Origin of the sequence: Flammeovirga agarivorans (assembly GCF_012641475.1) — a bacterium.
In the GTDB taxonomy this organism is placed as follows: domain Bacteria; phylum Bacteroidota; class Bacteroidia; order Cytophagales; family Flammeovirgaceae; genus Flammeovirga; species Flammeovirga agarivorans.
The window spans coordinates 754,877-775,260 of sequence record NZ_JABAIL010000004.1; the positions used below are offsets into that span (position 1 = coordinate 754,877).

General features: G+C 34.1%; 15 protein-coding genes. 2 read left to right on the plus strand and 13 right to left on the minus strand.

From position 1 onward, the window contains the following. Positions 1-160: 160 nt before the first annotated feature. Both HGP29_RS16010 and HGP29_RS16015 read left to right on the plus strand, forming a co-directional pair. Positions 161-799 carry a hypothetical protein gene (locus HGP29_RS16010; RefSeq protein WP_168883430.1) on the plus strand — a complete coding sequence of 213 codons (639 nt, stop codon included), beginning with the start codon at positions 161-163 and terminating at the stop codon, positions 797-799. Positions 800-805: 6 nt separating this feature from the next. Beyond that, on the plus strand, positions 806-2,128 hold the full coding sequence (locus HGP29_RS16015; RefSeq protein WP_168883431.1) for an ABC1 kinase family protein: 1,323 nt from the start codon (positions 806-808) through the stop codon (positions 2,126-2,128). Between the two features lies 1 nt (position 2,129). Here HGP29_RS16015 and HGP29_RS16020 read toward each other — a convergent pair whose 3' ends face one another. The 13 genes from HGP29_RS16020 to HGP29_RS16080 form a co-directional block, all read right to left on the minus strand. Next, a complete protein-coding gene (locus HGP29_RS16020; protein ID WP_168883432.1) occupies positions 2,130-5,144 on the minus strand; it encodes a hybrid sensor histidine kinase/response regulator in 3,015 nt (1,004 codons plus the stop codon). 97 nt (positions 5,145-5,241) lie between these two features. Next, on the minus strand, positions 5,242-6,684 hold the full coding sequence (locus HGP29_RS16025) for an NADH-quinone oxidoreductase subunit N (RefSeq protein ID WP_168883433.1): 1,443 nt from the start codon (positions 6,682-6,684) through the stop codon (positions 5,242-5,244). A 20-nt stretch (positions 6,685-6,704) separates the two neighbouring features. After that, positions 6,705-8,453, minus strand: a complete 1,749-nt coding sequence (locus tag HGP29_RS16030) for a complex I subunit 4 family protein (RefSeq protein WP_168883434.1) — start codon at positions 8,451-8,453, stop codon at positions 6,705-6,707. Between the two features lie 34 nt (positions 8,454-8,487). Beyond that, positions 8,488-10,536, minus strand: coding sequence for an NADH-quinone oxidoreductase subunit 5 family protein (locus HGP29_RS16035; protein ID WP_168883435.1), 2,049 nt, complete (start codon positions 10,534-10,536; stop codon positions 8,488-8,490). 34 nt (positions 10,537-10,570) lie between these two features. Continuing rightward, positions 10,571-10,879 (minus strand): NADH-quinone oxidoreductase subunit NuoK, encoded by a 309-nt coding sequence (nuoK, locus tag HGP29_RS16040; RefSeq protein ID WP_168883436.1) that lies wholly within the window; start codon positions 10,877-10,879, stop codon positions 10,571-10,573. Between the two features lie 49 nt (positions 10,880-10,928). Beyond that, positions 10,929-11,402 carry a peptidylprolyl isomerase gene (locus HGP29_RS16045; RefSeq protein WP_168883437.1) on the minus strand — a complete coding sequence of 158 codons (474 nt, stop codon included), beginning with the start codon at positions 11,400-11,402 and terminating at the stop codon, positions 10,929-10,931. Between the two features lie 60 nt (positions 11,403-11,462). Then, positions 11,463-12,170, minus strand: a complete 708-nt coding sequence (locus HGP29_RS16050; RefSeq protein WP_168883438.1) for a response regulator transcription factor — start codon at positions 12,168-12,170, stop codon at positions 11,463-11,465. Between the two features lie 155 nt (positions 12,171-12,325). Further along, the gene (locus HGP29_RS16055) at positions 12,326-13,408 is read right to left on the minus strand and encodes a nucleoid-associated protein (RefSeq protein ID WP_168883439.1); all 1,083 of its coding nucleotides are present in this window, start codon (positions 13,406-13,408) and stop codon (positions 12,326-12,328) included. 215 nt (positions 13,409-13,623) lie between these two features. Next, positions 13,624-15,105 (minus strand): cytochrome P450, encoded by a 1,482-nt coding sequence (locus HGP29_RS16060; RefSeq protein WP_168883440.1) that lies wholly within the window; start codon positions 15,103-15,105, stop codon positions 13,624-13,626. Between the two features lie 101 nt (positions 15,106-15,206). After that, positions 15,207-16,427 (minus strand): imidazolonepropionase, encoded by a 1,221-nt coding sequence (hutI, locus tag HGP29_RS16065; protein WP_168883441.1) that lies wholly within the window; start codon positions 16,425-16,427, stop codon positions 15,207-15,209. Positions 16,428-16,500: 73 nt separating this feature from the next. Next, positions 16,501-18,198: a urocanate hydratase gene (gene hutU / locus HGP29_RS16070; protein ID WP_168883442.1), complete on the minus strand. Its 1,698-nt coding sequence runs from the start codon at positions 18,196-18,198 to the stop codon at positions 16,501-16,503. 27 nt (positions 18,199-18,225) lie between these two features. Further along, positions 18,226-19,794 (minus strand): histidine ammonia-lyase, encoded by a 1,569-nt coding sequence (gene hutH, locus HGP29_RS16075; protein ID WP_168883443.1) that lies wholly within the window; start codon positions 19,792-19,794, stop codon positions 18,226-18,228. 37 nt (positions 19,795-19,831) lie between these two features. After that, positions 19,832-20,308 carry a MarR family winged helix-turn-helix transcriptional regulator gene (locus HGP29_RS16080; protein ID WP_168883444.1) on the minus strand — a complete coding sequence of 159 codons (477 nt, stop codon included), beginning with the start codon at positions 20,306-20,308 and terminating at the stop codon, positions 19,832-19,834. Between the last annotated feature and the right edge of the window lie 76 nt (positions 20,309-20,384).

Here is a 20,384-nt window from a genome sequence, read left to right on the forward strand (position 1 = left end):
TCCGTTGATATTATAAATATATTGTTTGTTACTAATGTTTATTGTAATAAAAAAAAGAAACCCCCGAAAATCAGAGGTTCCTTCCACTTTAATAAACTAAACTAACAAACAAACTTCGATAATGAAATTAACATCTATTAATCAAAATACCTAACGTCTAATGGATAATTTTGAAAAAAAAATTAAAATATCTTATATCAACTTTATATCGTCTAATAATCAACGTCCTAACAGTCTAAAAGCTCTTTCAAAGAGCGATGATTCTTTGGAATATGAAGAGCTGATTAAAAGTTTTTCTTCTGTTGAACAAATTGAAACTGACATATGGATATCGGCTCTTGAAAATGCTTATTCAAACGCTAGTAGCGATCCTAATTTCAAGGAATATATGATACGAGAAAGGATCTTATCTTTTTTTTATAATTGGATTGAGGTTTTAAAAAAAGACCAAGATTTCTATAAATATTCTACAAACATTCATTCAATTTTTGAGTTTAAGTCAATAGATGACCGAAGAATCAAAGTAAAGAAAGCATTTGATATTATTTTTACTCCAATGCTAGAAGAAGGTTTTGAAACCGGTGAAATTGAATCTAGAATGTTTGTTTCAGATTATTATATCGATTTTATTTTTGCTCAAGCTGTCATTATCACAAAATACTGGAGCAATGATACATCAGAAGATACTGAAAACACCGACGAAGCCATTGAAAAGAGCGTTAATTTAGTCATGGATTTAATTGGACCTAATTTTACTGATTCGGCATTTCTCCTTGGTAAATTTCTACTTCAAAAATAATTATACATGAGCGATATCGATAAAAAGATCCAGAAAAGTATCCCATCAACAAGAGCCCAAAGAGTATCTAGGTTTGTAAAAGTTGGAGCAAAGGTTAGTACGAATTATTTAAAACATTACGCAAAATCAGTTATTGACTCTGATTACGACAGGAAGGAAGAATTACATAAAGATAATGCGTCTGATGTTTATGATGCTCTTAGTGAATTAAAGGGTAGTGCATTAAAAGTGGCTCAGATGATGAGTATGGATAAAAACATGCTTCCACAAGCCTACACTGATAAATTTCAGATGTCGCAATATTCCGCCCCTCCATTATCTCTACCGCTAGTTAACAAAACCTTTCAAAAAGCATTCGGTAAAGCACCATATCAAATTTTTGATGAGTTCTCTAAAGAAGCTATCAATGCTGCTTCTATAGGACAAGTACATCTTGCAGTAAAAGATGGTAAAAAATATGCGGTAAAAGTTCAATATCCTGGAGTTGCCGAAAGTGTCAGTTCAGACCTTAAATTGGTAAAACCAATTGCAGTAAGAATGATGGGACTCAATGAAAAAGATGTTGACCATTACATGAAAGAAGTTGAGGTCATGCTACTTTCAGAAACCGATTATGAGTTGGAACTAAAAAGATCTCAAAAGATCACTAAAGATTGTTCTCATATTGAGAATATACATTTCCCTGAATACTACCCAGAATATTCATCAAAGAAAATTCTTACAATGGATTGGCTAGATGGAAAACATGTTAGCGAGTTTTTAGAAGACAACCCATCTCAAGAAGTAAGAAATAAAATTGGACAGGCACTTTGGGACTTCTATGATTATCAAGTGCACCAAATGAAAGAAGTACATGCAGATCCTCATCCGGGTAATTTCTTGATTGATTCAGAAGGATCTTTAGGAATTATCGATTTTGGTTGTGTAAAAGAAATACCTGAAGATTTCTATGAAAATTACTTCAACCTTATGATCCCTGAGAACATGCAAAATGATACTAAGAGAAGGGAAGTATTTGGGAATATGAGATTCATATATGAAGATGATACACCTCAAGATAAAGAGAAGTTAGATCGACTTTTTCAATCTATGATTGGGATTCTTTCTAGACCGTTTCACACTCCTACTTTTGATTTTAGTAATGAAGCTTATTTCTCTGAAATCACTGAGTTGGCAGATAATCAAGAAAATCAATCTTTATTAAGAAAGTCAAAGAAGCCAAGAGGTCAAAGAGATGGACTTTATCTCAATAGAACCTATTTTGGTTTATATTCCATCTTACATCAATTAAATGCAGAAATAAGTACCAGATCAATATTTTTCAGTTGATCTAAAATACTTCAATCTCTTTCTCTGTTGCTATAGCTTCAGATAAGTAATCAATATATTTCACAAAACCGGTATCATAGTTTTGTAATAGATTTCTTAGCGATTTAAGCCTCTGTAGTTTATCTATATCAGACATCATTGTTGAAACAGTAATTTCTCTGAGTTCATCAATGATGTCTTTGTTTTTAATCGGATCCAAGTATTTAAACCCTTTATCTTTGATTTGCACCAAGTACTTATCCAAGATATTTACCAATTGTCTTCTACTAATTGGCTTCGTTAGGTAATCATTCATACCTACGGCAAATGCTTTAAATCTTTTATCCCAATAAGCATCTGCTGTCAATGCTACAATCGGAATTGTTATATTTTCCAATTCAAACCTAATATATTGAACTGCAGATATACCACCCATCACCGGCATATGTAAATCCATTAATATAAGGTCATAGGATTTTTCTTTTAGAAAATCTATCGCTTCTTGACCATTATTCGCAATTTCAATATGCAGCTTCAACTGTTTAAATAATGCCTGCATCATGATTTGATTCATCTTATTATCCTCTACAACAAGGATAGTGTATTGATAATCAAAATCTATATCTTCAATATTTCCTTTCTTTTCATTATGAATTACCTCCTGTTCCTTATTAATAGGTAAAGTGATCAAGAAAGTAGAGCCCTTATTTTCTTCACTTAATACATTGATATGCCCATTAAGCATTTCCGTCATTTTTTTGGTAATAGCAAGCCCTAAACCTGTGCCACCAAATTTTCTTGTTACAGACTTATCACCTTGTTCAAATGATTCAAAAATAAGGTTTAATTTATCTTTTGGTATGCCTATACCCTCATCAGAAACTTTTAATATAATTTGCTGATTAGCAAAGAACACATCTACTAAAATCTCTGTATCATTCTTTGTGAATTTAATTGCATTTGACAGAAGGTTGGTTAGGATCTGTCTTAATTTTGTTGGGTCAGTGATAAAGACTTTTGGGACATCCGTATCAATATTTAATGTAATCTTGATATTACGGTCCTTAGCTGTCATTTCATGGATTTTCACCACCATTTTGAGAAGACTCCTCAGGTCTATTTCTTCCCAATAAATACTCATCTTACCCGCATCAATTCTAGAAAGATCTAATAAATTATTGATCAATTCAGAAAGGTATTCTCCATTAAAATAAATATACTTTAGTTGTTCAGAGAATTCTGCAGGTAGCTTTTGAAGTTCAGATTTTCTAAATAAAATATTACTAAAGCCAATAATCGCATTCAGTGGTGATCTAATTTCATGTGATATATTCGCTAAGAATAAACTCTTTGCCTTATTCGATCGCTCAGCAGCTACTTTAGCCTTCTCTAATTCAATTTCTACACTTTTCTGTCGGGTAAGATTCCAACACACACCATGCATCGCATAAGTAGAGTTCAACTTCCTTGTAGACCTACCATATACTTGAATATATTGCTTGCCATATTTCTTGTGTTCAATAGTCAGCAAAATATTAATAAGGTCAGCGGTTTCACTTTTGACATTTCTAATCAACTGAACCACCTGTTCTTGATCGTGTTCTGAGACGATACTTAGATAATCTTTAATATCATCGTTTTTCACTAAATGCTGTAGACCAAAAATATTGACAAACTTATTATCCCAATAAAACCCTTCTGAAGGAACATAAGACCATGTACCAATTTTTGCAGCATCTAAAGCTAAATCTAGTTTCACCTTCTGTTGCTGTAACTCAAAAGTTCTTTCAATAACCTTTTGTTCTAAAGAACTATTCAGCTGACTAATCTCCGATTCATGTTTCTTTTCATCAGTAATATCAATACTATATACAGCAACACCATAAACAATATTACTTTCAGAAATCAGTGGTGAAAAAGCACATTGAATGATCAAGTCGTCGGATAAGAAGAAATCTTTTTCTACAATTCTCCCTGTGTTAAAAGCCTGTTCAAAATATTCAAAATACATGGAGAAGGCCGTCTTGTAAGGTTCATTTTTCAAATTGATAGAAGGCCTAATCTTCACTTGACTCAATTGAAAAATCAATTCTGAGAACTTGGTGTTATAAGTCTCCAGTTCATATTCACTATTGATAGAGAATATATAACTCTTGGCACTCTCAATTAATACTTGTCGTTGGTGATTGACTTTTATAAGTTCTTCTTGAGCTTCATATTTATCCGTAATATCTTCGATAAAGGCGATATTCTGCTTTTCTTTCTGATCGAAGATCACCTCCTCTCGAACATTGAGGTATTTTACTTTACTGTATTTATTTAGGTATTTAGATATAAACTCCTTTTTACTTTTCTTGATCACATTCTTTGACCCAATCTGAAAAAGTTCATCGAGTGTCATACCTACTAATTCATGGGTTTCTTTTCCAAGGTGTATTACTGCAGTATCATTAGCATCAATAATTGTATTGTCTTTAATGACTAAAGCACCCAAATAGTTGTAATGAAATAGTTGTTTATATTTCCTCTCTGATCTCTTTAAATTCTCCTGTGATACATATTGATCCGTTACATTCCTTACCACTACAGCAACTCCTGTAATTTTCTCTTCTGCTTTAATTGGAGTATATGTTGCCTCAAAATGAGCTCTTTGATAATTATCTTCATCCCCGTATGTCCTTGTTATTTGGAAATTCTCACCATTTAAGGCCCTCTGGATATCTACTTTAGCTACTTCATCATCCCCTCTTACTTTCATATATTCAAGGATATTGCTACCAACACTTATATCACAGCCATAAACTGATTTCATCGTTTTGGCATGTGCATTATTAAATGCCAGGTAATTATATTTCTTATCTACGGAGAAAACGACATCGGGAGAGTGCTCCATCAATAGACTAAGCATCTTATAATTCTTAGGATCCTCATTTGAAGCTAAATCATTTTCTTTTATGCTTTTGTGTTGAAAATAATTATACCCAAGACTTGCTATCAATAATAGCAATAGCACTACTATTAAAATGTTAGTCATCATGAATGAAATAAATTAGTGTCGTTTGTTCAAAAAATATGGGGATAGTTAATCTTTAAATAAGATCTTTAGATTAACGTAATACCTACTTACTCTTTTTCTAAAGAATAATTGAAGGTATAATGAACAATATAAATAATGATAACCCAAGAATAAAAATTAAAGGTGTGATATATGGGTTAAATGTAATATTTACTTTTTCTTTTCGATGATAAATATTGAAAGGAATCTTAATATAATAAGCTATTGAGATCGCAGTATTTAATAAACCCAGTACCATCACTATAGCATAATATATTTCGCTATTAGACATATATAGATCCCAAAGAGAACTAAATATTAATAATTTACCTGTGAAACCAGCTGCTGGTGGTAATCCGATCAACGAGATCGCACTTACAACAATTGCAGGTCCCCAAATTAGTGATGCGTTGGTCCAACCAATTCCTTTTATTGATTCCAAACGATCATCTCCAGTTTGATCCTCAACTTCACCTATAAAATAGAAGATTGCAAAATTACCAATCACATATGCCCATAAGAAGTAATAAAGAGCATAAGATGACATATCATTGATATTCACAATACCAATTAAAATAAATCCAGCTCCAGCAATAGAACTGTAACCCATTAGTCTTCTCATACCTTTTTGATATAAAGCAGAAAGATTACCTATAAACATAGAGAATAAAGCTGCTAGTAAAAGGAAATAAGATATATAAGGATTATTACAAACTTCTGAAAAATAGAAGAATCGATATAAAAAGATAGTACTTGCTACTTTTGGCATAGTGGAGAAAAACGCCACTGCTTCTATAGGTGCCGATTGATACACATCAGGTACCCAAACATGCATAGGAAATGCACCAAGCTTGAAAAGAAAGCCTATAACAATAAAGATCACTGCCAACATAAATAATACAGAATTCTGATCTGCAAAAGTGGCTGCACTTTGTAAATCAACTCCACCTGTTAAACCATACATCAGTGATGCACCATATATTGTAATTGCTGTGGAAATTGCACCAAAAATAAAATACTTAATAGCTGCTTCAGTACCAATCTTATTGTTTTTAAAAGCAGTTAATAAGTATGATGGAAGTGAAATTAATTCCATGGCTAAAATTGCTAATACAAAATCATTAGCGATAATTAGCACATGTCCCCCTATCAACATTCCAAGGGCTAAAACAATCCATTCTCCTTCACCTTTTTCATGTTGACTTTTTGGGTGTCTTGCCCAAAGTTGATAGAACAACAATAAGGCACAAAAGTCAACTAATATTTTGAGTTTTATTGACCAAGAGGTATTGACAATGGTAAACATCATCAACTGATCAAAAGAAGGTATTGCAAAAAACGCTAAATAAATAATATCAACTATAACAGTAATGATCGCAAGCACATATAGCATCCTTTTATTACCATTTGAATAACAAAGATCCAAAGTAAGCAATACGATAAGTGCAAGTGTCAACCATCCTTCTGAAAATAAATAAGGAAGGCTTTCAATGATATTATTTAGTTTTGACAACAAATCCATCTCTCTTTCCCTCTGATAAATTAACCTCCTATTATTACTCTAATGTGATCTGCTCCAACGAAATTAGCAAACTCTACCAATACAGTTACTGAACCTTCTATTAGGTTAATTAATAGTTTTGGATAGATACCTAAGATCAATGTCATTATTGACAATGGAACTAACATCAAGAGTTCTCTCATGTCTAAATCTTTCAATTTAGATTCAACAGAAGCATCTTTTAAGTAAAATTTACCTAAGAATATTCTTTGCATTGCCCATAAGTAATAAGCTGCACTTAATACCAATCCTAATGTCGCTGTGATTGTCATCCATCTTGGCACCAAGTTATTCACTGCAGATGAATTAAATGCTCCTAAGAAAACAAATAACTCTGCCATAAAACCTGAAAAACCAGGTAGACCTAATGAGGCAAAGAAGCCTATTGTTGCCAACATAGTATATCTTGGCATTTTAGATGATAAACCACTATAGTTTTCAATTTCTAAATTACCAGTTCTTAAGTATAATACACCTGCTATTAAGAATAATGCGGATGAAATAATACCATGTGAGAACATTTGAAAGATAGCACCTGTAACCCCTTCTGCAGTTAAAGAAGCGATACCCAACATCACAAATCCCATATGAGATACTGAAGAGTATGCTATCAATCGCTTTAAATTATGTGTTCCTAAAGCGACAAATGCACCATACAATATTGAGATCACACCACCTAAGGCAATATACCATGCGAAATATTGAGCTCCATCAGGGAAAATAGAATACGCAATTCTAAGCATTCCATAACCACCAATTTTAAGAAGTACACCTGCAAGTACTACAGATATTGAAGTTGGTGCTTCTACGTGGGCATCTGGAAGCCATGTATGTAATGGAACTACTGGAAGCTTAATAGCGAAACCAATAAATACCATTAAAAATGCGATAAATCGAACGTTAGTACCAAATAAAGTTGCTCCATAATCAAGAGACAAAATTGAATCTGGAATATAGTTCTTTGCATCCATCATATGTACCAATGTGAAAGTCCTGACAAAATCAGATTGACCAATTTCACCTGAGATCAACATAGTCTGAACTTTATCAATGATTTGAGGGGTCACACCTTCTAAGTTAGTAGCAAGTCCTAATTGAACTGCAGTAGCTGCAGGATCAATCACAGAAGCTGCAAGAGCAATCATAATCACTAAGATAAAAATTGATCCAACTAACGTATAAATAAAGAATTTAATTGATGCATATTCACTGTTCTTCCCTCCCCAAATACCGATAAGGAAATACATAGGAAGAAGCATAAATTCAAAGAATAAGTAAAATAAGAAGAAGTCAAGTGCTAGGAAACAACCCATGATCGTACCACTTAATAAGAGATACAAAGCATAAAAACCTCTTTTCTTTTTTTGAATTTCTAACGAAGAAATAGACCCAATTAGTAAAACAATCGCAGCTAAAAGCACCATTGAATTACTTAATCCGTCCACTCCTAATATATAATCAGCTGAGAGCCTACCGAAACTACCTAGATTTAGTAAAATCCATTCTGCCTTTTCGAGATATTGAAAACTACTTAATGATAAAACACCATTCATATTTTCTAATAAACCTTGGTAACCCATCATAATATATGATGCAACAACAAGTTGAAAAGCATTGATAGCTATTGTGATTTTCCCAAAATGAGCTTTAAACTGATTTGGTAACAATAGAATAAGGAATGTCCCCAATATTGGAACGAATACTAATAATGTGAGCAGAAATTGACTCATGATATATATTAAAAAAACTTACGTTCGTTTGTATCTAAATTAAAAAGACAAGTACAAGGACAATAAACAGAATTGACCAAGCAATCATACTTTGGGATCGCTCACCTTGAGGTTTTCTGAATATATCGCCCAATAACTTCATAAATAGTGTAAATAGCTTTACAATACCATCTACTATATATTTATCAAACCATGCTAATACATGGCCTATAACTACATTTCCAACAGCAAAGACTTTAACAAAAAAGTCGATCACTTTATCATCAAACCCTCTTACCACCTCGGATGTACCAATGGCAAGGTTCACAAAATGCTCATCAGCATGTGGGATGCTTTCAAGTTTCCTAGAAGTAAACAATAATGATTTCACACCTGCCTTATATAAGTTATTCAAATAGAAAAACTCATAAGATAACCTGTAAAAAAACTTACTCTTAATCTTCTTCTTGAAGCTTGAGTCAACACCTTTAAAATAGATGAAATAAGCAGACAGTAAACCAACTGCCACCATTAATAATGACAATATTAATCCAATAAAATGAACAGAATGATGGTCTAAAGTTACAATGCTTAAACCTTCTTGTAACCAAGAACCTGCTGTATCAAAAGGGTTGAGAGTATATACAAACCAAAAAGAACAACAAGCCAAAATGATCACAGGAACATTCATGCGAGTTGGCACTTCTTTAGGTAATACCAAACAGTCTTGACATACTTTATGATTAGCTATTCCTAAATCTTTTATAAATACATGATATAAAAGTCTAAGACAGTAGAATGCTGTTAAAATAGCCGCTGCAAAACCAAAAACCCCAACAATAATCCAAGCTCCACCATCATTCATTCTTAATAAAGCTGATGATAAAATGGCATCTTTAGATAAAAAACCTGAGGTAAAAGGGATTCCAGATAACCCTGCCAAGCAAATCACAAAACCAATAAATGTTTTTGGCATATATTTCCTTAGCTCTCCCATCCATCGGATATCTTGAGCATCAAATCCTTTACATATATCACATGAAACTTGATGCATGCTATGAATTACAGCACCAGCTCCTAAAAATAAACCTGCTTTAAAAAAAGCATGTGTTACTAAATGAAAGCCTGCATTTTCTGGATCACCTACTCCAATAGCCAACATCATATAACCTAATTGGGATATGGTAGAGAATGCTAATACTTTCTTAATATCGTATTGTGTTACCGCTGCATAGGCACCAATAAGTGCTGTGATTCCTCCTATCGAGGCTATGATTAATAAGGTCTCTTCCGGTAAAAAGAAAAAGCAACGAATTAATAGATAGATTCCTGCTGCGACCATTGTTGCTGCGTGGATTAATGCAGAAACTGGTGTTGGCCCTTGCATCGCATCCGGCAACCATACTGAAAATGGTATTTGGGCAGATTTACCCATAGCCGCTAATACTACACCTATTGAAGCAATAAAAATTAATGGATCGTTAAAATATTCAGAACTAAATTGAGCTGAAATATCATGAATACTCAATGTATCAAAAACAGAATACAAGCATAAGATTGCAACCATAAAGCCTGCATCTCCAATTCTATTGATTACAAAAGCTTTCTTCGCTGCAGATATTGCTTCTTTCTTATGTCTCCAAAAACCAATCAGCATATATGAGCAGAAACCTACTAATTCCCAAAATAAATAAAGGAACACTAGGTGATCACTTATAAGCACACCAAACATGGAAAAAGTAAACCCTCCTAACAGAGCATAATATCTCTTAAGTTGAGGATCTCCTTGCATGTATGCAGAAGAAAATACATGAACAGCTAAAGAAATCGCACTTACCATTGCGATCAATAAAGCGGAAAAATTATCAATAGAGAAGGTCACACTAAAATTATGGTCACCTATACGCAACCAATCTAGTGTATATCCTACTGTTTCTCCTCCCCAAGAAGTAAAAAAGAAAAGAGTACTACACAAGAAACTTAAGAACATAAACGATGTTCCAATTTTATCTACATGTTTATTACTTTTCCATACAGTTAAAAAAACACTGCTAATTAACGGAGAAGTTACAGCAACTAAAGTTATGAAAGTATAAAAACTCAATGCAAAAATTTGGTTAGTTCAGTTTGCACTAATATTATTCTTCTTTTAACTGATTGACTTGATGTAAATCAACAGTTCTAAAGAATTGAAACAATTTAATAATTAATGCTAAGGCAACACTCACTTCTGCTGCAGCAATCACAATTACAAAAATTGCAAATGCATTTCCATCCATCAAAGAAGGATCTTGCATAGAAAAAGCAACTAAATTTACATTTGCTGCATTTAGCATCAATTCCACACCCATCAAGGCAACAATAGCACTTCGTTTGGTTAACGCGATGGATAAACCAATACTAAATAAGAAGGCTGATGCTAACATGTAGTACGAGAATGGTATCATAAGTTTGTATTGTTTCTAAAGGCAAATATGACCCTAATAATATGAGAATTCAAATAAATGATGGTATTCGTGACAATATTTCTTCTTTTTCCACCTCTTTTATTGATATTTTACTAATTATCATTCCTTCATCTACCTGACTCACTTTTTTTTGATGATCGACAGTCAAACAACCAATCGGAGAACATATCCCATCGTAAGTTGCTGCATCTTCATCATTCAACACAAACATTAATCTATCTGATACCATTTCTTTATTTACTCCAACAAAAGCCAATACACCTTGCCTAAGTTTTGGAGCAGAATGATCTGGCCTTGTCATGGGGCGTTCTGTAAAGTGTACCGTATCTTTAAAAGGCTCAAATTTTATTAGCCTATCTGGAACAACAAACTTTACTTTCCAACCATTAAAAATATTGGATTTCACTAAAGCCTCAAAGCGTTCTGTTGCTATAGGTGCATTTTCCGGAAAAATTACCACCTCAAAAGGTTCCCCTCCTATAATTAACTCTGCTAACTTCATATACAAAAAAAGCCTGTTAGCTTTATTACTAACAGGCTTCAAATATAATATTTCTATTGATTAATCTTGAACTAAGAATTTGAATCCAATTCCGTGAACATTCAAAATTTCAATTGTAGGATCATCTTTAAGGTACTTTCTAAGACGTGACATAAATACGTCTAAAGATCTACCTTTATAATAATCATCATCTCCCCAAACTTCTTGTAAGATATACTCACGTTTGATTAATGAATTACGGTGACGATGTAAGAATCTTAACAATTCAGCTTCACGAGTTGTCAGCTTTCTTGTATCATCTCCAATTTGTAACTTCTGGTAAGGGAAGTCTAGGATATAGTTACCAATTTTGATTTCATGTGGATCGTCATCGCTTCCGATCTCAACTTTTGGCTCCGATTTTTGACGCTTTAAGATCACCTCAATACGAAGTAAAAGTTCCTCAACATTTACAGGCTTGGTAACATAATCGTCTGCTCCAATTCTGAATGCCTTAATTTTATCTTTAGGAAGATTGTTTGAAGACATAAATAAGATTGGAATATAAGGATCTTTTGCTCTGATTTCTTCAGCAAGAGTATAGCCATCTTTGTGTGGCATCATAACGTCCATGATAATCAGATCATAATCTGCTTTATCAAATTCTTTCATGCCTTCTACTCCATCTTCAGCGTGGTTTACAGCATAACCTCTGATATCTAAATATTTTTTAACAAGTGAGGCTATAATTCTATCATCCTCTACAAGAAGAATCTTTACTGCATCCATAGTATTATTTTAAGTTTTTGATATTATTGTATAATGATGTACTCGTTACTTTCTGATATACGCAATAACATTTTTAGGGTTTTAAATAACAAGTTTAAACAAATGTTAATTGACTAAAAAATGTTATAATTCAACTTTTTCACAGGTGATTTACATCACTCTTCTTCGTTGAAGTATATCATATAATAATTCATATTTCGCTCAGTATCAAAGCCTTTTTCAATATTCTGCTCATTCCCTGAAACGGTGATATTAATCTTCTTATCTAATTTGATAATACTTTTAAATTCTTTTTTGTTCTTGCGAACTGCTTCTTTCGAAACCTTAAATTCGTCATACATTGGAACTTCCTTCTTCTCTTGAAAGTCCACTTTGTACTCTTGAAAAGCTTCAATTACTTCAGGTTCTTCAATGACGTTGTTTTCAAAGTCAACAACATTGAACTCTTCTTTGTCACTGAAGTACTTTGCACTTCTATTTAAAAGGTCGATTTGAGCAGGCTTTTCTACAGCATGATCTTCATTAAATACTTCCTCAACAAAACCTTTACAAAGGTCCATGTAGTTTTTAGTATGGAAGTAATTATCTTCTCTTGCCTTTAATTGAAGGTAGGTTTCTTTCCAATACAATGCTTCAACAGACTTTGTAGGACTGTCTTTAAGCATCACTTTAAAACCTTTTTCTTGTTCAGCCTGAAAAATTAGACACCCTTTGTCTAGTTTCTTTACACTGACACCTTCATTTTGTTGTAATTCGAAATTACCTACATCAGTTTTGTCTCCAATTTGTAGAAATAACTCTTTGTGCTCAGCCTTGAATAATCCGATAGCATCCACAACGTCACCATCAACAACACAATCTTTTAGCATTGCAACGAAAAATTCTCCTCCTTTTATTCTTGGATGAGTTGACGCCTCATAAAGCAATTCTGACATCTCTCTAGATCTTGTCATAAACTGCTCAAATGGATTACTGAAAATAGCGTTAGCTGCAACAAACATTTCATTGTCAGCAATTGTTTCTTTTCCTTCAGGTGTATCGAAATGATACATTGGCCCTGGTTTAAAAGACCTTAAGAAGTAATCCATTACAGATTTATATAATGGACTGAAATTTTCTAATTCTATTTCGAATTCAGACAGCTCAAGTGGCTCTTCTTGGGTTTTATTTCCTACTTTATGAATTACTAATTGAGACAACTTGACGTTAGACAAGTCGAATGATTTTATCTTACTCATATATGTGTTTACAGAAGGATAAACAGGATAATCCTTTATTCTGAAATCATTTTCAATTCCCAATATTAACAATTGAAAGTACAATGTTTAAGTCAAAAAACAAAAAAAATCAAAAGAAAGTATTAACATTTCTTACTGATTTTTTTATTGACCTTAATTTCAGGCGTTAACAAATAAAAGACTAGTTTTACCTAATTATTTACATTATCCAATTGTTAATTAGAATAATTCAATTCTCCTTTCAATTTGTCAGAAACTTGGTGACGTTTCTTGAAATTCAGTTTTAGATTTTTTGCTTGCATAGTGAAAGCGAAAAGCTCTTCAACCTCTAAGTCTTTATCATAAAATTCTATTTCAAAATCCTTCATCAGCGTCACTAGGAAAACAACAGATTCTACCTCTGCCAAGAACTTTCCTGGACACAATCTTGGACCTCCACCAAATGGCTTCATCGCATCTGCTTTTTTATGCCCATGAAAAGGACAACCCACAACCGGTTCATCTTTTTCTTTTAACCATCTTTCTGGAATAAATTCTTTGGCTTTCTCAAAGTATTCCTCAGACCTCGCAGCACTACTAAGTTGAGTGATGATAAAATGCCCTTTTGGAAACAGTACATCATTGACAACTGTATCTTCAAGACATTGCATATACAAATTAGGTGTAACCGGTTTTAATCTTGTCACTTCTTTAAATACAGCACTAGTGTATTGGAATTGCTGTATTTGTTCGAAGGATTTAATTTTACCATTTTCACCTAGCACTTGTCTAATCTCTTCTCTGATCTTTTCTTGTACTTCTGGGTACTTACTTAAGAAGTAACTTGTCCAGGTTAAAGAATTGGAAGTTGTATCCTCCCCTGCCAAAAGCATCGTATATAAGTTACCAAAAATCTCGTCCCAGGTAAATGGGTCATCTTTATCTTGTGAAGCTAACATTGCTTCCAAGAAATTTGAAGGATTTTCATATAATGAAGGGTCGTTCTTTAATCGCTCTTCTGCCTGTGTAATGAATTTACCTAGATGCTCTCTTATATATTTTAAAGACTCCTCAAAGTCTTTTACTTCTGCCGTTTTAAAGTACTTGTATAGTGGAATTGGGCTATTTACTCTCTTATTAAGCTGAGGAAATATTTTCTCGACATGTTCCTGAGTATCATTGGTTTGATTTTCCACAGTATTCATATCATAACCAAATGCTAAGTTTGTCGTCACATCTACAGTAGCTCGGATAAAATCTTTTGACAAAGGATAGTCCAATTGATCTCCTTTAGACACTTGAGTATCCCAATAGTTTTTTAAACGATCCGCTACAGTAAGTATAGAAGGAAAGAAAGCTTTAACATTCTTATTATCTAACGCCTTTTGGGTTACTTTTCTCTGTTTTTTCCAACTTTCACCTTCAGCAGTAAAGACACCATCAACGCCCACTTCATTAATTACATCTGCCAATTTTTTAAATCGTCTGAATTTGTTTGGACGATTTTTAAAGATATAAGCATTTGTATCTGGATTTGTAGAAACCGTAACATTTATATTCAGAAATTTCAGATTGTAAAGTTCTCCATATTCTTTTGCCCAATCTTCATACTGTAAATGAAGTCTATCTTTTTCTAGGTCGAAAATATGCCCAACAATTGGCTTACCTTTTGGGCCGTCAAGATCCTTATATGTTTTTGAGAAATTCAAATTAGTCATTGTAATGAATAGTTTATACTTGGCAATACATAAAAAATTAGAGAGCTAAATTATGTAAACAATATTAAATAAAAAAGCACCTCTAGTTGAGGTGCTTATTGTTAATTTCCTTTTTTCCACACTTTAAAAGGTGGTAACATTCCTTGATTGTATAAGATCTCTCTGTAATCATTACATGGATAAGCCTGCATGTCAGCCAACTTACCTACTTCTAATTTACCTCGATCTGATAGTCCCAATGCTTTAGCAGACCTAAATGTCATACCTGCAAAAACCTCAGCAGTAGAAAGCTTTTCCATAGCCCCTAACAAGGCCCCTTGTATCAACATATCTCCCATAGGTGCTGATCCAGGATTCCAATCTGAAGCAATTGCAAGACAAGCTCCTGCATCCAATAATTTTCTACAAGGAGGATATTGCATACCCAAACCTAAAGATGCACCAGGTAATACAGTTGCAACTGTCTCAGATTCTGCAAGCATTTTCACCTCTTCTTCTGTACTTGATTCCAAATGTTCTGCAGACAATGCTCCATTATCAACAGCTACTTTGGAGCCACCAGTAGAAAACTGATCTGCATGTACGGTAATATCAAACCCTAAGTCTTTTGCTTTTGATAAATAGTAATTTGATTCTTCTACATTAAATGCCGTTTCCTCTGTAAAAATATCAACTCTATTACTAAGGTTCTCCTTTTTTATTTCAGGTAATAAGGTATCTAATACCCTATCTAAATATTCACGTGATGACCCTTCAAAATCTTTAGGCTTCATATGAGCTGCCAAACATGTGGTAATCAGATCTGCCTTTGTTTCTTTGTCTGCCGACTTTATTGATCTCAACATTTTAAGCTCATTGTCGATATCCAATGCGTAACCACTCTTCACTTCAATTGTAGTTACACCTCTTGAGAAATGACGATCAGCTCTTTCCACAGTAACATCCTTCAATTCCTTTTCAGAAGCTGCTCTTGTCTTCTTCATTGAATCTTGAATACCACCACCTGCTTTTGCAATTTCAAGGTAAGGTTTCCCTGCCACTCTCATTGCATAATCTCTTGCTCTATTTCCTCCCCAACAAATATGAGTATGGCAATCAACAAAACCAGGAATTAATACAGCCTCCTGATCAATTGTTTCTATTTCTTTGAAAGCATCTTGATCAAAATCAGCAAAGGTCTTTATTGCTAAAATATTTCCATCTTCATCAACGCTTACACCAGCATTATCAATAATCTCTAATTGTTCATCTTCAATTCTCCCCTTCATTGGAAGGTTTGCTAATGTTACAATTTGAGTAAATGGTCCTATTAATTTATTCATTGTAAAAATTGATAGTTGTATACCAAAAATTCAAAAGCCCAGAAGAAAATTTCTAGGCTTTTGAAAAGAATATTTATTTGATGATTAAATCATGATCTTCACCCACTTTTGTGGCAATATCATATCCAGCATCATGATGACGGAAAATTCCCATTGCAGGGTCGTTATGTAACACTCTTCTGATACAATTTTCAGCTCTTTCTGTTCCATCAGCCAAAACAACCATACCAGCATGTTGTGAGTAACCGATTCCAACTCCACCTCCATGATGGAAAGAAATCCAAGTGGCTCCACCAGTTGCATTTGACATTAAGTTTAGTAATGGCCAATCTGAAACTGCATCAGAACCATCTAACATCGACTCTGTCTCTCTGTTTGGTGATGCTACAGATCCGCAATCCAAGTGATCTCTACCAATAACGATCGGAGCCTTCAACTTGCCTTCTTTTACAAGGTTATTGAATATCACTCCTGCTTTTTCTCTTTCACCCATTCCTAACCAACAAATTCTTGATGGTAAACCTTGGAAAGCTACCTTTTCATCCGCTTCTTCTAGCCACTTGATTAAATGCTTATTTTCAGGGAATGCTTCTTTTAAAGCTTCATCTGTTACTTTAATATCTTGTGGATCACCTGATAAAGCAGCCCAACGGAAAGGTCCTTTTCCTTCACAGAATAATGGACGGATATAAGCTGGAGTAAAACCAGGGAAATTGTATGCATTATCACAGCCTCCTTGTTTTGCAAACTCACGTAAGTTGTTTCCATAATCGAAAGTGATTGCTCCTTTCTCCTCTAAATCCAACATGTATTGTACGTGGCGAGCCATTGATTTCAATGACTTTTCTTTATATAAAACAGGGTCTGTTTCTCTTAATTTCTCCGCTTCCTCTAATGACATCCCGTTTGGAACATAACCATATACTGGGTCATGAGCAGAAGTTTGATCTGTTAAAACATCAGGTGTGATTCCATCTTGGATAAGTCTTTCCAAAACATCACCAATATCACCTACTAAGCCAACAGATAATGCCTCACCTTTTTCCTTCGCTTCCATTACCCATTGAATCGCCTCTTCGTATGAGTGAGTCATCTTATCGATATACTTTGTATCAATACGCTTCTGGATACGAGCGGGGTCAATATCAACACCTAACATTGCAGCACCACACATTGTCGCTGCTAGCGGTTGAGCTCCGCCCATGCCGCCCATACCACCAGTTACTAAAAGACGACCTTTTAGATCTCCTCCGAAATGTTGACGAGCACAAGAAGCAAATGTCTCATACGTTCCTTGTAAAATTCCTTGAGTACCAATATAAATCCAAGAACCAGCTGTCATCTGACCATACATCATAAGACCTCTTTCTTTTAATTCTTGAAAATGCTCCCATGTTGCCCAAGCAGGTACAAGGTTTGAATTGGCAATTAATACTCTAGGTGCTTCAGGGTGTGTTCTCACTACCCCAACTGGCTTACCAGATTGAACAAGCAGAGAATGGTTATTATCCAACTCAAGAAGAATCTTGATGATTTTTTCTAGTGACTCTCTATTTCTTGCTGCTTGTCCTGTACCTCCATATACAACAAGGTTTGCAGGATCTTCAGCTACTTCATCCGTAAGATTGTTTAAGAACATTCTTAAAGGAGCTTCTGTCTGCCAAGACTTTGCGTTAAGTTCTGGTCCTGTTGGTGGGATATAATGTGGATGTTTTGCGTATTTTTCTAAAAACGCTTCAAATTTTTGTTGTGATGTTGATGATGCTTCCATGATTAGTATGTGTTTAGTATTTTCTAATTAAAAAGAGAACTCCTGTTTGTATTCTCCATTTAAATCAATCTTTTCTTTCTTTGATATTTCATTTGCTAAATGAACCAATGCACCACTTTTTACAATATCATGCATTGCCTTAATGTCATAAGCTAATACTCTATCTTCGTCGGCATGTGCTACTCTTTCCCTCACATAAGCATGAGTACCTTCAATAATTGGTGAAGATTTCAAAGGTCTTCTGAAGTCTAATGCTTGGGCTGCATACAATAACTCTACTGCTAAAATTTGCTCAAGGTTATCAATAATTTGTAAAGTCTTTCTGCCTGAAATAGATCCCATCGATACATGGTCTTCTTGACCTAATGAAGTGGGTACACTATCTGCTGATGCAGGAAAACATAATGTTTTATTTTCAGTCACTAAAGCTGCTGAAGTATATTGAGGAATCATAAATCCTGAATTTAACCCCACATCTTTCATTAATAATTTCGGTAACCCGAATCTACCTTCAATCATCATGTAGCAACGACGATCAGCGATATTACCAATTTCTGCAGCAGCAACTCCTGCATAATCTAGTGGTAGAGCTAAAGGTTGTCCATGAAAATTACCCCCTGAGATGGCATTTTCAGCGTCCAATATGATCGGATTATCTGTTACCGAATTCAATTCAACCTCAACTAATTCTTTTAAGTGCAACCAGGCATTTCTAGATGCTCCATGCACTTGAGGCATACATCTTAAAGAGTATGGATCTTGTACTCTATCACAATCAACATGAGATTCTAAGATTTCAGATCCATTTAGCATTTCTCTTAAACGAGTGGCAACTAGTTGCGTACCTTTGTATGCTCTAATTTGATGTAATTCTGGTTCAAATGGTCTTGCTGATCCCATCAAACCTTCTAAAGACATTGCTCCTATAACATCTGCAGTATCTAAGGCCTGAGCTAACCTTTCTACTACTTTCACTGCATGTGATAAGATAAATTGAGTACCATTGATAAGTGCTAGACCTTCTTTTGGACCCAATTGTAATGACTTCATTCCTAATCGGCTTAAGACATCTGAAGTAATGGCTCTACTACCATCTTCAGTATATACCTCGCCTAATCCTATTAATGGAAGGAATAGATGAGATAAAGGAGCCAAATCTCCTGATGCTCCAACAGAACCCTTCTCTGGTACAGTAGGCACTATATCTTTATCAATATGCCATATGATTCTCTCTAATGTAGTAAGAGCTATTCCAGAAAAACCTTGCGCCAAAGCATGAGCTTTTGTGATCAACATCAGTTTTGATGTCTCCTTAGGAATAATATTACCGACCCCAACACTATGACTTTGCAGAATCTTATGTTGAAGAGTCGAGGTATCTTCCTCAGAAATGATCGTCGTACATAGTGGACCAAACCCAGTATTAACTCCATAAACCACATCTCCTTTTGCTACAATTTCTTGTACGTAGGATTGGCTCTTTAATACTTTCTCTTTAGCTTTTCCATTTAAAACTCCTTTGGTATTACCTCTTGCAATATCCAAAGCGATATTTACCGTTAGACGGTCAATACCATAGTTAAAAACTTTCTTCATGTTAGTATATATGCTTTATGCTTAGTATGTGATTTTTCTATTTTAACTTCTCTAACACCCTGTCAGATAAATTTCTTTCTGATAATGAATTCTCAAGTGTAGTTAATTCTTCCAAAAGTCTATTATCTCCCAATGCTGATAATTCTTTCACCGAAGCTTGTAATGCTGACCAAATTGGTTTCGATGTCTCTACCAACGATTCTCCCTGAGGTGTCAACTGTAATATTCTTTTTCTGCCATCATTAATATCCTTCTCCATCAATAAATGCCCTTTCTTAATGAGAGCTGTTGTCAATTGGCTTACAGCTGAATGACTCACTCCCAATTCGTCGGAAATTTCTCTTAAAGACATAGATGTATTTTTATCTAATAGATAAAAAATTGGGAACCAAGAAGGATCAAAATCGATACCTTTCATTTCATACACTTTTGCCACTTCAGATAGGAATTTTTCTCCTATTCTTCTTAATCTACTGCCTAATACTAGGCTTCCTGCTGACTGGTAAAAATTCATTGATGATTTCTTATTGAATTAGCAGCACAAAAGTATATAAGTACTTACATATTTCAAAGAAATAACAAGAATTTAT

Coding starts and splice junctions, on each gene's coding strand:
- HGP29_RS16050 (WP_168883438.1), bottom strand. CDS start 12,170: ATGGATGCAGTAAAGATTCTTCTTGTAGAGGATGATAGAATTATAGCC.
- HGP29_RS16015 (WP_168883431.1), top strand. CDS start 806: ATGAGCGATATCGATAAAAAGATCCAGAAAAGTATCCCATCAACAAGA.
- HGP29_RS16055 (WP_168883439.1), bottom strand. CDS start 13,408: ATGAGTAAGATAAAATCATTCGACTTGTCTAACGTCAAGTTGTCTCAA.
- hutH (WP_168883443.1), bottom strand. CDS start 19,794: ATGAAGAAAGTTTTTAACTATGGTATTGACCGTCTAACGGTAAATATC.
- hutI (WP_168883441.1), bottom strand. CDS start 16,427: ATGAATAAATTAATAGGACCATTTACTCAAATTGTAACATTAGCAAAC.
- HGP29_RS16080 (WP_168883444.1), bottom strand. CDS start 20,308: ATGAATTTTTACCAGTCAGCAGGAAGCCTAGTATTAGGCAGTAGATTA.
- HGP29_RS16010 (WP_168883430.1), top strand. CDS start 161: ATGGATAATTTTGAAAAAAAAATTAAAATATCTTATATCAACTTTATA.
- HGP29_RS16045 (WP_168883437.1), bottom strand. CDS start 11,402: ATGAAGTTAGCAGAGTTAATTATAGGAGGGGAACCTTTTGAGGTGGTA.
- HGP29_RS16060 (WP_168883440.1), bottom strand. CDS start 15,105: ATGACTAATTTGAATTTCTCAAAAACATATAAGGATCTTGACGGCCCA.
- HGP29_RS16030 (WP_168883434.1), bottom strand. CDS start 8,453: ATGAGTCAATTTCTGCTCACATTATTAGTATTCGTTCCAATATTGGGG.
- HGP29_RS16025 (WP_168883433.1), bottom strand. CDS start 6,684: ATGGATTTGTTGTCAAAACTAAATAATATCATTGAAAGCCTTCCTTAT.
- HGP29_RS16020 (WP_168883432.1), bottom strand. CDS start 5,144: ATGATGACTAACATTTTAATAGTAGTGCTATTGCTATTATTGATAGCA.
- nuoK (WP_168883436.1), bottom strand. CDS start 10,879: ATGATACCATTCTCGTACTACATGTTAGCATCAGCCTTCTTATTTAGT.
- hutU (WP_168883442.1), bottom strand. CDS start 18,198: ATGGAAGCATCATCAACATCACAACAAAAATTTGAAGCGTTTTTAGAA.